Source organism: Sulfurimonas sp. NWX79, from assembly GCF_039667035.1.
Lineage (GTDB): Bacteria > Campylobacterota > Campylobacteria > Campylobacterales > Sulfurimonadaceae > Sulfurimonas > Sulfurimonas indica.
The window spans coordinates 101,342-114,788 of sequence record NZ_JALCZL010000001.1 but is presented as its reverse complement, the minus strand read 5'-3'; the positions used below and the strand labels follow the sequence as shown (position 1 = coordinate 114,788).

The window sequence follows — 13,447 nt, the reverse complement described above, 5'->3', positions numbered from 1 at the left end:
GTTATCTCTCTAACTACAACAAGCATCGATCTCACCAAGATCGATATTACTGCCACCGCCACTGATAACTTTCTCATTTTCGCGAATCATCTTACCATTGTGTTTTACAGAGTAACTGATTTCTGTTGTATCACGAATAGTATTGATAGTTGAACAGTATGTCTCAATTGAAGCCGCAACCCAACGAGCTGCCTGAACATCATCACCATCAGAGTTAAATGAATAATCAAGATGGAGTTTCACGAACTTTCTTGGATGATCTTCTGCACGTGTTGCATCACCCTCTACTACCAAATCAGTTACACTGAAACCTTGATTTTTTGGAAGTAGTACAATATCTGTAGCACTACAGGTAATGATTCCTGAGAGAAAATACTCTACCGGTGAAATGGTAGGACAGTCAATAATAAAACTTGACTTTTCCGTCTTTGCCTCAAATTTCATCGCATCTTTATGTGTAATCGTTACTTTCATATCACTTACTCCTTGTTTTGTAGATAATTTTTAAAATATTGTAGCTGTTCTTTTGTTCTCTCTTGTGCCGTTCCACCCTGTGATGTTCTTGCATTCATAGAGTGGCGAAGTCCAAGATACTCCATAACATCTTCATTGATACGTTCATCTATCTCTTTTAAATATTTAAATTCTATTTTTGAGAGATCCACACCAAGCTCTTCACCTTTTGCTACTGCACGACCTGTAATAAAGTGTGCCTCACGGAAAGGAATGTTGCATTTCTCAACCAGATAATCAGCCAGGTCTGTAGCACTCAAATGCCCTATTGCACAGGCATTTTCCATATTATCTGCTTTTACCTGCATGGTCTTGATTGCTTCTTTTAAAATCTCCAAGGAAATCTCAGCAGTCTCCACTGCATCAAAGACACCCTCTTTATCCTCTTGCGTATCTTTATTGTATGCCAGTGGCAGACCTTTCATAACCGTTAAAAGCCCTACAAGTGCGCCATAGACACGACCAGTTTTCCCACGTAAAAGTTCCGGTACATCCGGGTTTTTCTTTTGTGGCATGATTGAGCTTCCTGTTGAGTACTCATCTGAGAGCTCAATAAAACCAAACTCATAACTGCTCCACATTACAAGCTCTTCTGATAATCGTGAGATATGCATCATCATTGTAGAGATGTTAAAGAGAATTTCCAGAGCGAAATCTCTGTCACTAACCGTATCCAAACAGTTCACACTGACACTATCAAAACCTAAAAGCTCTGCAGTATACTCACGGTCAACATTATGCGGTGTTCCTGCAAGTGCTGCACATCCAAGCGGAGAGACATTATTTCTCTCACGTGAGCTCTCAAATCGCTCGATATCACGTTTGAACATTGACAGATATGCACCTAAATGGAAACCAAAGTTAATCGGTTGCGCATGTTGGAGATGTGTCATTCCAGGGATGAGAGTATCTGTATGTTTCTCTGCCACAACCAATATCTCTTGCATAAGTGCTTTGATAGCCTCTGCAATTTCACTGTTTTTTCTGAGAACATAACGGCGAAAATCAACTGCTACCTGATCATTTCTACTTCTTGCAGTATGGAGCTTTTTACCTGTGTCACCAATGATCTGCGTGAGACGTTTCTCAATACCCATATGCAGATCTTCATCAGATATCTTCCACTCAAACTCCCCTGACTCTATCTCTTTTTTTACTTGAGCGAGACCATCTTGAATCTGTTTAAGCTCCTCTTGCGTGAGGATACCCTGTTTTGCGAGCATCTGTGCATGTGCTAGTGAACCTTCGATATCTTCACGATAGAGTTTTCTATCATACATGATTGAAGCATTAAACTCATCTAAAAGATTTGAAGCACCCGCACTAAAACGGCCTGACCACATTTTTTCCATTATTATATCCTTAGGATTAAAAAGTTTGATATTTTATCGAAAAAGAGAGATTTTACAAAGGAGAAGAGAGCGTGAAGTAAAAAACTTCACTCTTTTTAATTACATGCAGGTACGTTTCCGCTATCTTTTGCATATTCAATTAAAAATTGTTTTAAATGTTTGGATTTTTTAACATATTTTCTACTTTTAAAATATTTCCAAGATTTTTTTGCTTTTTTGTTTTTCAGATGAAGTTCAGCAAGCGGTTTCCCTTTTTTCTTCATCCACTTTTTCCACTGTTTCATCTTGTATTTTGCAACAAAATTCTGTCCTGATTCATGACACTTGAGACATTTTTTGATAAAGACTCTTTGACCTTTATAAATTGCTGCATCTGCGGTACTTAACGATAAAACCGTAAGTGAAATCAGTATAAGTAAAAATTTAACCATCGCTATTGTATCCCCTAAAAATTTAACTTCATATTACATTAGAAATAATTATATTTTCCTTATATCACGATAATTTGATTTCAAAATAAAAAAAAGTTCTATAATTGAAACTTCTTAAAAAGTGTATCATCAAAGTCCCAAACACCTTTTGTCTTTAAATTATCTACAACTTCCTGCGTACAGTCAACATCATCCGGCCATTCTCTTGTAAAACCGTCAAGCGCATTTTTGTTCGTACCATCCACGCCTACAAGCAAACCTGAGACAAAAATATCACGCCCAGCATCAATGTTGTTTGTAACACGCCACACAAGCATATATGCATTACGAACATCATTTTTCTTTGCATCCACAAAAACAACGATACGCATATGTGGAGAGAGCGAAAGGAGTGCATCAAAATACTCTCTAACATTCTTACTCTTCTCTACAGCTATAACAGTGATAGGATTTTTTGTTCGACGCATAAACTGATGCAGATCAACTACATCAGGAATCAGTTCTTTTACTTTTTCTAAAAGCTCAGCATCACCTAAAAGCTGTGGAGCTTCTACACTGTTTGCTGCGGTCGCATCAATTCCAAGTTTACCTCCAACTAATGTCTCTGGAGAAGAGTGGTCAAGTGCATCGAGTATTCCTTCAGTGATAAACATAGATTTTGGGGTAAATCTATCAAGTACATAAGTCGCAAATACTTCATAGTTCTCCAGCTTTGGAGCATTCTCATCAACGAAGATGGCATGCTTTACAAAACTCATCTGTCCAGCACCCCAAAAGGCGTGCATGAACTGTTTTGCATGCCCTTTATAGAGTGGCTGCATCTTAGCAAGAATTAGATTATGAAAACCTGCATTTTCCGGCATATGATAATCAAGCAGATCCGGTGTAGTAGTCTTTAAAAGCGGAAAAAAAATCTTTCCTGTTGCCCAACCCATATATTTGTCTTCCAAAGGTGGTTTTCCTACAACAGTTGCCAAAAATGTACGCTCTTTTTTCATTGTAATAGCAGATACTTTCATCACAGGGTATGGCTCTTCCAAAGTATAATACCCAGTATGATCACCAAAAGGACCTTCAATTTTGAGTTCACTCGGATCAACCCAGCCCTCTATGACATAATCAACATCTTTAGGAATATAAAGTGGTGTAGTGAGTGACTTTACAAGTTGTGCAGGAGTTTTTGTGATAAGTCCATACATAAGCAGTTCATTAACACCATAAGGAAGTGGTGCAGTTGCACACCATGTATAAAGCGGGTTACCACCGATAGCGATAGATACAGGCATCTTCTTACCTGCTTTTTGGTACTGATCAAAAAAGTGCGAAGAGTCTTTATGAATCTGCCAGTGCATTCCCAAATGATTTTTATCATAAACCTGCAGTCTGTACATTCCAAGATTTACCATTGCACCATCAAGACTCTGTGTATAGACCTGTCCCATAGTGATAAATGGTCCGCCATCTTGTTCCCATGTTGTCAGAACAGGCATTTTGTAAAGGTCAACTTCATCATCAAGATATTTTATCTGTTGGCACTCTCCCTCACCCTTAAGACGTTTAGGGAAAATATTTTTAAGTGAAAAAAGTTCACTTGCCATCGAAATTTTTTCCATTATTCCTGCAGGCGGTTTCATATGAAGCAGTTTTGTAATCTCATCAGCAACAAATTCTATCGTTCTGCCAAAAAGAAGTTCACAACGCTTGTAGGAACCAAACACATTCATCAACACCGGCTCTTCAAACTTTGTCCCCGTTTTTTTATCAATGACATTTGTAAAAAGAATTGCCTTACCGCCATCCTCTTTTTTTACTTCTGCATAGGCAATATGTGGAATCTCAAGATAGATATCAAGCTCTTCGTCTATAGTTCTGAGTTCATTATGCTTTTTTAAAAGATTGATCGTTTTTTTCACTGTTATAACCTTTGTGGCATTTCATCTTTAAAGGCTGTTTTTTCAGCCTCTGCAAGCAGTTCAAGTGCACCGTTTGCTATCATCAGCTCTGCCATCTCTACACCAAGATTTGCACTCTCATTTACAGGAACAACTGCTCGCTCTTGCATAATCTTTGAAGCATCAGGAAAGCCGAGCATTGTACGAAAGACAATATTCTCTCCATCTCTTACAGCGTTACAGGCAACGGGTGCAGAACATCCTGCTCCTATCTTGGCGATAAAATCACGTTCAATCTGTGTACAGAGATGTGTGGTTTCATCATTGAGCATCATGGCTATCTCATGCAGTTTCTCATTACCCTGCACTATCTCAATACCAAGTGCAGCCTGTCCCATAGGTGGTATCATCATATCAAGAGAAAGCTTTTGAACATGTGGAATGTCTTTAAGCAGATCAAGACGATTCAAACCGATAAAAGCCAAAATGATTGCATCATACTGCCCTTCAGAGAGCTTTCTTAAACGTGTATTGACATTGCCACGCAAATCTTTTAACTTCAGATCAGGACGAACTTGTAAGAGTTGCATTCTTCTTCGAAGTGAAGTTGTACCAACTACTGCACCTTGTGGCAACTCATCCAAAGATGCATATTTATGGGAGAGAAAAACGTCACTTTGGTCTTGACGCTGGGTTACAGCTACAAGCTCCAAACCTTCCGGAATATATGTAGGTACATCTTTAAGAGAGTGTACAGCCATATCAGCCTCTCCTCTTAGCATCGCATCTTCAAGCTCTTTTGTAAAGTGACCTTTACCTCCAATGAGAGCGAGTGGTTTATCTAAGACTTTATCACCGTTACTGACAATTTTGTTCAGCTCTACTTCTATCTCAGGATAAGCTTTTTCTACTCTTGCTTTGATATGATATGCCTGCCAAAGAGCAAGGTCTGATACACGTGTTGCAATTCTTAGTTTTTTCATCTATTGTACTTTCAAATATTTTTTCTTTGTATTGTCTACTTTTCCATCAAGATAGATCGTAGGTGTGCCTCCTACCATTACAGCATTAGCAATATCCAGATCACGATTAACCTGTTTGATAACAACTGAAGTATTGAGGTCTTTTGGCGTAAGCTTTGTTCCTACTGCTTTGTTAAAAGCTTTCAAAATCTTTTTCACATCTCTCTCTTGCGGATTGATTTGCACATGGTAGAGCTTTTCAATGACATTTTTATGCCCTTGAAATTCTGCTGCAGCTGCGGCTTTTACCAAATGGACAGAAGCCGGGTGGAGACGCTCTAGTGGGAAGTGATAGTAGTAGACTGCAAATTTTTTCGGATCTTTTTTCATATAATCGAGTGCACCCGGTACAAAGCCTTTACAAAAAGGACAAAGCGGATCTGAAAAGATTGCAACTTTGTGTTTTGCATCAGGATTTCCAAAGAGCAGATTCTCTTTTTTATAGTATTCATCTTTAAATGGTGGTTTGACCAAGTCTGTCAAACTCCCTCCACCTTGCATATCTGTTAGCTCTTTTGTAATGATGCGACCATCAGAGAACCATATCATTCTCTGTTTAATGAGTCTCTTGGGCTGTGCCTTGAGATAGGCCTCAACATCTACTATATAAGCATTCCAGCCTTCTAACTGCTTAAGAGGCACTACATCAGAGACTGTTACATCAACAGATTTCAGTCTCGGGTTTTCCATAAATTTATCGTCTAAAAAGTCTTCTATCTTCTCACTTACATTGTTTGCATAGATAAAACTACTTAAGAGTAGTGTCGTGCTCAATAATTTCAACATCAATGACATCAGAATCCTTTTTTATATTTATATTTTCATCCTCAAAAGAGGTATTGCATCTGTTTGATTTTACATTATAACGGTTAACAATCATACTCGTAAAAGCACTGAACTGCAGCAAGATACCTACAATATCTGTCAAAAATCCAGGGATAATAAGTAAAATCGCACCAAAGAGTGTAAAAAGATTTAAGCGTTGAAACTGCTCAAGGTCAATGCAGTTATATGATACTGCCGTCATATTTTCAACAAGTGTATTTCTAAAGTTTACTAAAATAGAGATACCTATAAATGCAGTGAAAAGTATCTCAAAAAATGTAGCAAGGCCCCCAATCGCTGATGAAATATTAACAGAGACCAGAACCTCTAAAAAAAGATAAATGATAAAATAGATCATCTAAAGAAGTTCCATAATTTGTGCATAGATATCATCTGACGGCACTAATGTTTTCTCAGTCGTTTGGCGATCATAAATCTGTACCGCACCATTTGCAAGCTCTTTGCCAATAATTACAGTGTATGGAAAACCTATCAGCTCTGCATCTTTCATTTTAAAACCAAAGCGCTCTTTTCTATCATCGAGCATCACTTCTACACCCGATTCTTGAAGTTGTCCATAAAGCTTTTCACCCAACTCTACCTGAGCTTCATCTTTAATATTACTGATCATAATGTTTACCATATATGGTGCTGTTGCTTTCGTCCATTTACAACCCTGTTCATCATGATGCTGTTCGATTACAGCAGCAACCAAACGACTCACTCCCATACCGTACGTCCCCATGATAAAAGGCTGAGACTTTCCATTTTCATCTAAGAACTCAGCTTTGAGTGCCTCTGAGTATGTAGTACCCAGTTTAAAGATATGCCCTACTTCAATTCCCTTTGTAAAAGAGAGCACTCCATCACAATGTGGACAGATATCACCCTCATTTACCTCTGCTATCTCAGCAAAATAAGCAACATCACTCAATATACCCAAGTCAACACCGACAAAGTGATAATCTTGCTCATTTGCACCACAGATCATATTTGCAGCATCTTTGAGGTCAGCATCAATAACATGTTTTGCCTTGTCTTGGTCAAGTGGCCCAATAAAACCAGGGACCAAACCAATCTCACGCAGTTCCTCTTCATCTACATCAACAATATCGAGTGCATCTGTAGCATTCAGTGCTTTTACCTCTTGAAGGTTGTCACATCCTCGTACAAAGAAAAGAACAATCTCACTCTCATCTTCATAGACAACACGCTTTGCAATACATTTGATAGTATAGTATGGGTCAATCTTGAAAAACTCTGCAAGTTCATCGATTGTTTTTACATCCGGCGTTAAAAATTTATTGAAATTTGCTTCAGGTGCTTCAGGAATAACTGCTCTTGCACTTCTTTTTGCCGCTTCAATATTTGCACCATATTCACATTTTGAACAAACAGCTATTGTATCTTCACCACTATCCGCTAAAACCATCAGCTCTTTTGAACCAGACCCGCCAATAGCACCACTGTCAGCCTCAACGACTCTAAAATCGAGTCCTAAACGCGTAAGAATCTTTTTATATGCCGCTTCCATTGCATCAAATTCACGGTCCAAATCTTCTGTCGTTGCATGAAAACTGTAGCCATCTTTCATAATAAACTCACGTCCACGCATAAGACCAAATCTTGGACGTGCTTCATCACGGAACTTTGTCTTGATCTGGTAAAGATTTAATGGCAGATTTTTATACGAAGTTACACGGTTACGTACCAAATCTACCATCATCTCTTCATGTGTTGGTCCTAAAACAAAAAGATTCTCTTTTCTGTCTTTAAAACGTAAAAGTTCTTTTCCAAATTTCTCAATTCTTCCACTCTCTGCCCAAAGTGATGCAGGTGTTACAAAAGAGAGTTCAACCTCTTGTGCTCCTGCAGCTGCCATCTCTTCGTTTATGATATTTTCTATCTTTTTTATAACACGTTTTGTCAAAGGCATATAGTTATAAAGTCCGGCTGCAACTTGAGAGATAAAACCAGCACGTGCTAAAAAGATGTGACTTGAAAGTGAGGCATCATTCGGTGCCTCTTTCGTTGTGGGAATAAATGCTCTGCTTCTTCTCAAAATCTAATCCTTTTTTAAATGGTGTTTGTATTGGTCTGGGATATTGTCATGTTCATCATTTAAGATGTACTGCATCGCACCCGTTACCGTATCACTCTTTGCTTCATGGGAAGCTTCACGCATCTTTTTTGTCATATCATGCAAAAATCTCTTGATTGCCTGTTGAGCCATCTTTTTAGCTTGCATTTCATACTCTTTTGGAATAAATCCTTTTTTAAGAGCACGTTGTGTCTCCGTCTCTACCGCTTTGTCTGCCTTTTTGTAAATCTCTTTGATAATCGGCTCAACATTGAGTGCATCAAGCCATTCAAAGAACTCAACAACACTACGTCCTACAATTCCGTGTGCCTGACGTACATACTGCTCTCTCTCAGCTCTATTTGCTTCAACAATATCTTGAATATCATCAACTACAAAAAGATAGATATCATCTCTTTGGTTTATATCGATATCTCTTGGAATCGCCAAATCAAACCAAAATCTTTGAAAGTCTACATTTTCAATGAGTTCATTGGTAATGATAGGATATGAAGCACTCGTAGCGGTAAAGATAATATCAAATTCATTTACAGCCTTATGCAGATCTCCAAAATCATACACTTTTGCACTGCACTCTTGCGCAAGTGTTTCAGCCTTTTGTTTTGTTCTGTTTGTAATGTATGTCTCTACTCCATCCGAAACTAAATGTTTTGCACATATCTCACTCATCTCACCTACACCGATAACAAGTGCTTTTTTTGTATGCAGTTCACTTACCTGTTCTTTTATCTGTGTGATTGCAACAGAAGCAACGGAGACAGGTTTGGAAGAGATATCTGTATGGTTTCTTACTTTTGCAGCACATTTAAAAGCGTGTGAGAGTGCCCGTGACATCTTCTTACCGGCATAACCTTTTTCATGTGCAAAACGAAAAGCATCTTTAAGCTGCCCTGCTATCTGTGTCTCGCCGACAACCATAGAGTCAATAGAACTTGCCACTGCAAAAAGGTGATGAATTGCACTACTGTCATCAACGATCTCTGCCGTCTCTTTTAAGTACTCGGCTGAGAGCCCACCTTTAAAGGTAAGCAGTGTCATAATATGGTTCAATGCATCATCAATATCACTACAACAAACACTGATCTCCATTCTGTTACACGTTGCAAGCAGCATCGCTTCACTAATAGAAGGTGACTGCACCAAACGTTTAAGGCAGCCCTCTTTCTCATCATCTGTATATGTAAACTTTTCTCGTAACTCAATATCGCTGTTTTTATGTGATAGACTGACTGTTAAATAGTGCATTAGTAACTTCTTTGTATCATGGTATCTAAGATGCCGACAAGTTCTGCATCCTCACGCAGAGCCTCTTTTGCTTCATTTGAGAGTGCAACTGCAAGTCCAAATGACTTCTCAATCGTTTTATGTTCATCCATTTTAGATTTTATCCATGCATTTTCATCTGCATCAAGCTTCTTTGCATGAGCAGCTTTAAGACGCTCTTTTTCATTACCCTCAAGTGTTTCATAAAGATAGATATACGGCAGTGTACATTTACCTTCAACATAGTCATTCATCGCAGGTTTTCCAAGTGTGGCCTCATCCGAAGTGATGTCTAAAATATCATCGATGATCTGGAATGAAAGACCTAAGTTTCTTCCATAGAGTGCGTGAGACTCAGCATCTTTTCCTGCAAGGAGTGCTGCGGCTTTGGCTGCAGCTTCAATAAGTGTAGCAGTTTTAAGATAGAGCATATCGAGATATGCAGCTTCATCAGAGTTAAATGCCTCTGCCATCTTCACATCCATCATCTCACCTTTAGAGAGTGCTGTAACGGATGCTGCGATAGTACGAGCTACCTCTTTGTCAAAGTTAACTAGCTCTGTAAAAGCTTTCGAATAGAGAATATCACCAAGCATTACAGCCGTTTTACTGCCATCAGTTGCATTTACGGAAGCTACACCACGACGTGTATCTGCATCATCAATTACATCATCATGCAAGAGTGAAGCAGCATGAATAAGCTCTACGATAGCTGCTAAAAGTGGTGCTTCCTTTACATCTTTTGCAATTTTTAGTATTAGTTTCGCACGCAATCTTTTTCCGCCACTTAGTTTATTAAAAAGGCGCGTTACCTCATCATAGTCTATCTCTTCAATCAATCTTGCTAATTCTGCTTCTACTCTTTGCATATATCTCTTCTAATTTTTATTTTTTAAAAATTTCAACTCAATCTGCATTGCACTGTCATACAGATAAAGCTCAAATTTCGCTTCATTTTTCTTGGCATCAAACTCATTAAACTTTAAAAGAAAATAGGGAGAGTTGTAAAAACTCTTCCCATCATTTCTTAAAACAATCCGAATCGATTGATTTTTATGATTTAGATACAACACATTTTGAGCAACGGATTTATCATACGAATGCAGTACGACAAGTCCGTCATTTACATAAAGTGTCCATCTAAATGCAAAAATTTTCTCTTTGTTTCCGTATTTTACAAGAATTTTCTTTTGCTCATCCTTTTTTAGAGTAATTTTAAAATCTTCTCTAAAATCATTGGCAAAAATGACACTGTTCAAGAGAAAAAAAAGTGCCACTAAAACTTGTAAAATCAACCTCACTTTACACTATTCGCTTTGTGAAAGTACTGCGCCCATAAGTTCAACATACAAACTTTTTGCTTTTGTATCACACGCATCTTGATGCTTGATATAGTACTGTTGTATAGCTCTCTCTATATCTTCACCAACATGCTCTTCTAGCATCAACTCCATCGTTGCTACCTTTTCTATAAAGTTTGCAAGTTCTTGTCTTACAATGTCATTGTTTGCATTAAAAACAACATCCATGAATTTTGACTTTGGAGAACCTCCAAAGATATCATCTTCATCTTCAAATAGTGCTTCGTACATCTACGTATCCTTTAATTTAATATTTATGCTGCGATTATAGCAACAATTACTTAACTATTTGGGTTCCTACACCCTCTGATGTAAAAAGTTCAAGTAACATTGAATGTTCTACACGTCCGTCAATGATGTGTGCCTTTGCAACACCCCCGTCAATCGCCTCAAGACAGGCATCTACCTTTGGTACCATACCGCCGTGAATAGTCCCATTGTCTTTAAGCTTTTCAACCTCTTCTTTTGTTAAAGATGAGAGTAGGTTCTTTTCATTATCTAACACACCCGGAGTATCTGTTAAGAAGATAATCTTGTTTGCTCCGATTGATTTTGCCACATAAGAAGCACACAAATCTGCATTGATGTTAAATCCGGGATGTCCCATCTCCTCACCCGCAGCAATTGGTGCAATAACAGGGATAAAGCCATCTTTTACAAGGTTTAGCACTACATCAGATTTTACCTTGTTTATATTACCGGTAAGCCCCCACTTCTCAAAATCTTTTGCTTGAGCCGTAATAAAGTGTGCATCTTTTCCACTGATACCTATCGCTTTTGCATCATGAGAATTGAGAAGGGAAACGATCTCTTTGTTTATCTCACCACTGAGTATCATCTCAACAATTCGCATCGTCTCTTTTGTTGTGACACGCTGTCCATCGATAAACTTCGTATCGATTTTCAAAGCTTCTAACATATCGGTGATCTTTTTACCACCACCATGAATGATAACAGGTTTAATACCTACAAGGTGCATCAATAAAATGTCTTCGGCAAACTTCTCTTTTAGTTGTGGTGATGTCTGTGCTGAACCACCATATTTTATAACTACTATCTCTTTTCTAAATTCACGTATAAACGGAAGTGCCTCAAGGAGTGTTTTTACAGTCTCTATTTTTGCTTGCAATGCTTTATCCTTCTTGCAATATAATGGAGAATTTTATCTAATTTTATATTATTTACTGATAAATGCTACATAAATAACATTGTGATTGTCTTAATAGTATTATACTTTTGGAAGTTAGATTAAAAAAGGATTTATGATGTGGAAATATCCCATAGAAGAAGATTTATTTGAAAAATTCAGTAAATACTCAAAGATTACAGGTATTATTTTTATTATTTTAGGAATTGTGGGCATTGTTGAACCTGTCTTTATGACCTATGCAACAGTTACTTTTGTAGCATGGTTGATGATGTTTGCAGGATTTATGGCAGGCTATTTTACCTACGTTAGTAACAAAAGTGATATTTTTGGATGGTTGAAGAGCTTCATTCTCATTGCTATTTCACTCTTTATAATCTTTTATCCAATGAGTGGTGTGGGGACGGTAGGGCTGCTTCTTGCAATATACTTCTTTATGGACTCCTTTACAGGTTTTTCTCTGGCACTTTCTATGCGTCCTGCAAAAGGCTGGATATGGTGGATGATCAATGCAATATTCTCTATGCTCATTGGTATTTTATTTATCGTTGGTTGGCCGTTTAGCTCGCTCTATCTTATCGGATTACTTGTAGGATTTAGCCTCTTTTTTGATGGTATCTCACTCCTGATTACAGGTTCCATCTTTAAAAAAATGTCTAAATAATATCTGCTTTGACTTTTACTTCCAGATCAAGAAGTGAAAGTTTCAGGCCAAAATGCTCTATCTTTACATAATCTTTATATGTTACAAGAAGTGACGTTGCACCATCCTGGGCTAATATCTTCTTAAGTTCCTTTTTTGAAAAACTATAATGATCAGGAAAATAGTGTTTTGCCACAATATTATCCGGCAGATATCTGTCTAGTCGTTGTGGTCTTGCTATGGCAGTCACAAGTGACATCTTTGCTGTTGCATCAACAAGAGTAACCTCACGGGAGAAATCAACATCCTCACGCAGGACCTTTACCTCTTTAGAACTCCATAAACGCTCACGATACGGTCCGCTTGGCAGGCAGAAACCATTCTTTGTAGCAACATCAATGATAATATCTCTCTTTTTAATATCATGTTTTGAATACGCATCATCAAGAAAAACGATATCACAACCTAGCTCTTTTGCTTTTATGATGGCCGGTTTTCTATCTTCACTGACAATGACCGTTGCGTGAGGCAGCTTTTTTGCATATATCATCGCTTCATCACCACTTGTTGCAACATCACACAGTATCTCTGTTTTATCTTTGACAATGACCAAACCTCGCGATGCTCTTCCATATCCACGTAAAATGATGGCAGGGTTCTTCTCTTTCTTTGCCAAAGCAGTTACAAGAGGAGTTTTTCCACTGCCACCGACTGTCAAGTTACCGACACTGATGATTTTAACACCGAAATCTTGTGGCGTTTTGAGTTTATATCGCAAATACATGATAAAGCAATAGAGCCATGAGAGTGGCAGAAGGAAATATGAGAGAATTTTTTGCAGCAGTGAAGGGTTGTAGAAGTACTTCTCAACCCACAAAACTACTGCTTTTTTCAAAG

At 38.0% G+C, this 13,447-nt stretch carries 15 protein-coding genes; 1 reads left to right on the top strand and 14 read right to left on the bottom strand.

Annotated features, from left to right (window positions below):
- Positions 1–9: 9 nt before the first annotated feature.
- The 13 genes from MNY27_RS00635 to argB form a co-directional block, all read right to left on the bottom strand.
- Positions 10–474 carry an OsmC family protein gene (locus tag MNY27_RS00635; protein WP_152183564.1) on the bottom strand — a complete coding sequence of 155 codons (465 nt, stop codon included), beginning with the start codon at positions 472–474 and terminating at the stop codon, positions 10–12.
- A 5-nt stretch (positions 475–479) separates the two neighbouring features.
- Positions 480–1,865 (bottom strand): argininosuccinate lyase, encoded by a 1,386-nt coding sequence (gene argH / locus MNY27_RS00630; RefSeq protein ID WP_346391746.1) that lies wholly within the window; start codon positions 1,863–1,865, stop codon positions 480–482.
- A gap of 95 nt (positions 1,866–1,960) precedes the next feature.
- A complete protein-coding gene (locus MNY27_RS00625; RefSeq protein ID WP_346391745.1) occupies positions 1,961–2,296 on the bottom strand; it encodes a cytochrome C in 336 nt (111 codons plus the stop codon).
- 98 nt (positions 2,297–2,394) lie between these two features.
- A complete protein-coding gene (locus MNY27_RS00620; protein WP_346391744.1) occupies positions 2,395–4,209 on the bottom strand; it encodes a menaquinone biosynthesis decarboxylase in 1,815 nt (604 codons plus the stop codon).
- A 2-nt stretch (positions 4,210–4,211) separates the two neighbouring features.
- Positions 4,212–5,171: a hydroxymethylbilane synthase gene (hemC, locus tag MNY27_RS00615; RefSeq protein ID WP_346391743.1), complete on the bottom strand. Its 960-nt coding sequence runs from the start codon at positions 5,169–5,171 to the stop codon at positions 4,212–4,214.
- Positions 5,172–5,996, bottom strand: coding sequence for a thioredoxin domain-containing protein (locus MNY27_RS00610; protein ID WP_346391742.1), 825 nt, complete (start codon positions 5,994–5,996; stop codon positions 5,172–5,174). It lies immediately after the preceding gene.
- Complete coding sequence (locus MNY27_RS00605) at positions 5,959–6,393, bottom strand: FxsA family protein (protein WP_152183558.1); 435 nt, start codon at positions 6,391–6,393, stop codon at positions 5,959–5,961. Before MNY27_RS00605 ends, MNY27_RS00610 begins: the two co-directional genes overlap by 38 nt.
- Positions 6,394–8,097 carry a proline--tRNA ligase gene (locus MNY27_RS00600; RefSeq protein WP_346391741.1) on the bottom strand — a complete coding sequence of 568 codons (1,704 nt, stop codon included), beginning with the start codon at positions 8,095–8,097 and terminating at the stop codon, positions 6,394–6,396.
- Positions 8,098–8,100: 3 nt separating this feature from the next.
- Positions 8,101–9,381 carry a glutamyl-tRNA reductase gene (gene hemA / locus MNY27_RS00595; RefSeq protein WP_346391740.1) on the bottom strand — a complete coding sequence of 427 codons (1,281 nt, stop codon included), beginning with the start codon at positions 9,379–9,381 and terminating at the stop codon, positions 8,101–8,103.
- On the bottom strand, positions 9,381–10,268 hold the full coding sequence (locus tag MNY27_RS00590; RefSeq protein WP_152183555.1) for a polyprenyl synthetase family protein: 888 nt from the start codon (positions 10,266–10,268) through the stop codon (positions 9,381–9,383). Before MNY27_RS00590 ends, hemA begins: the two co-directional genes overlap by 1 nt.
- A gap of 9 nt (positions 10,269–10,277) precedes the next feature.
- Positions 10,278–10,676, bottom strand: coding sequence for a hypothetical protein (locus MNY27_RS00585; RefSeq protein ID WP_188109442.1), 399 nt, complete (start codon positions 10,674–10,676; stop codon positions 10,278–10,280).
- A 30-nt stretch (positions 10,677–10,706) separates the two neighbouring features.
- On the bottom strand, positions 10,707–10,991 hold the full coding sequence (locus tag MNY27_RS00580; RefSeq protein WP_152183553.1) for a DUF2018 family protein: 285 nt from the start codon (positions 10,989–10,991) through the stop codon (positions 10,707–10,709).
- Positions 10,992–11,037: 46 nt separating this feature from the next.
- Positions 11,038–11,889 (bottom strand): acetylglutamate kinase, encoded by an 852-nt coding sequence (gene argB / locus MNY27_RS00575; protein WP_152183552.1) that lies wholly within the window; start codon positions 11,887–11,889, stop codon positions 11,038–11,040.
- Between the two features lie 133 nt (positions 11,890–12,022).
- Between argB and MNY27_RS00570 the strand changes: the two genes are divergently transcribed.
- Positions 12,023–12,571, top strand: coding sequence for a DUF308 domain-containing protein (locus MNY27_RS00570; protein ID WP_346391739.1), 549 nt, complete (start codon positions 12,023–12,025; stop codon positions 12,569–12,571).
- On the opposite strand, the gene MNY27_RS00565 is transcribed toward MNY27_RS00570, so the two are convergent.
- Positions 12,564–13,445, bottom strand: a complete 882-nt coding sequence (locus MNY27_RS00565) for a tetraacyldisaccharide 4'-kinase (protein WP_346391738.1) — start codon at positions 13,443–13,445, stop codon at positions 12,564–12,566. The two genes, MNY27_RS00570 and MNY27_RS00565, sit on opposite strands and share 8 nt — an antisense overlap.
- Positions 13,446–13,447 lie beyond the last annotated feature (2 nt).

What these genes read in the sequence shown, in the direction of transcription:
- MNY27_RS00635 (WP_152183564.1), bottom strand. Translation starts at nt 474, where the DNA reads ATGAAAGTAACGATTACACATAAAGATGCGATGAAATTTGAGGCAAAG.
- argH (WP_346391746.1), bottom strand. Translation starts at nt 1,865, where the DNA reads ATGGAAAAAATGTGGTCAGGCCGTTTTAGTGCGGGTGCTTCAAATCTT.
- MNY27_RS00590 (WP_152183555.1), bottom strand. Translation starts at nt 10,268, where the DNA reads ATGCAAAGAGTAGAAGCAGAATTAGCAAGATTGATTGAAGAGATAGAC.
- MNY27_RS00625 (WP_346391745.1), bottom strand. Translation starts at nt 2,296, where the DNA reads ATGGTTAAATTTTTACTTATACTGATTTCACTTACGGTTTTATCGTTA.
- MNY27_RS00610 (WP_346391742.1), bottom strand. Translation starts at nt 5,996, where the DNA reads ATGTTGAAATTATTGAGCACGACACTACTCTTAAGTAGTTTTATCTAT.
- hemC (WP_346391743.1), bottom strand. Translation starts at nt 5,171, where the DNA reads ATGAAAAAACTAAGAATTGCAACACGTGTATCAGACCTTGCTCTTTGG.
- MNY27_RS00605 (WP_152183558.1), bottom strand. Translation starts at nt 6,393, where the DNA reads ATGATCTATTTTATCATTTATCTTTTTTTAGAGGTTCTGGTCTCTGTT.
- hemA (WP_346391740.1), bottom strand. Translation starts at nt 9,381, where the DNA reads ATGCACTATTTAACAGTCAGTCTATCACATAAAAACAGCGATATTGAG.
- MNY27_RS00580 (WP_152183553.1), bottom strand. Translation starts at nt 10,991, where the DNA reads ATGTACGAAGCACTATTTGAAGATGAAGATGATATCTTTGGAGGTTCT.
- MNY27_RS00570 (WP_346391739.1), top strand. Translation starts at nt 12,023, where the DNA reads ATGATGTGGAAATATCCCATAGAAGAAGATTTATTTGAAAAATTCAGT.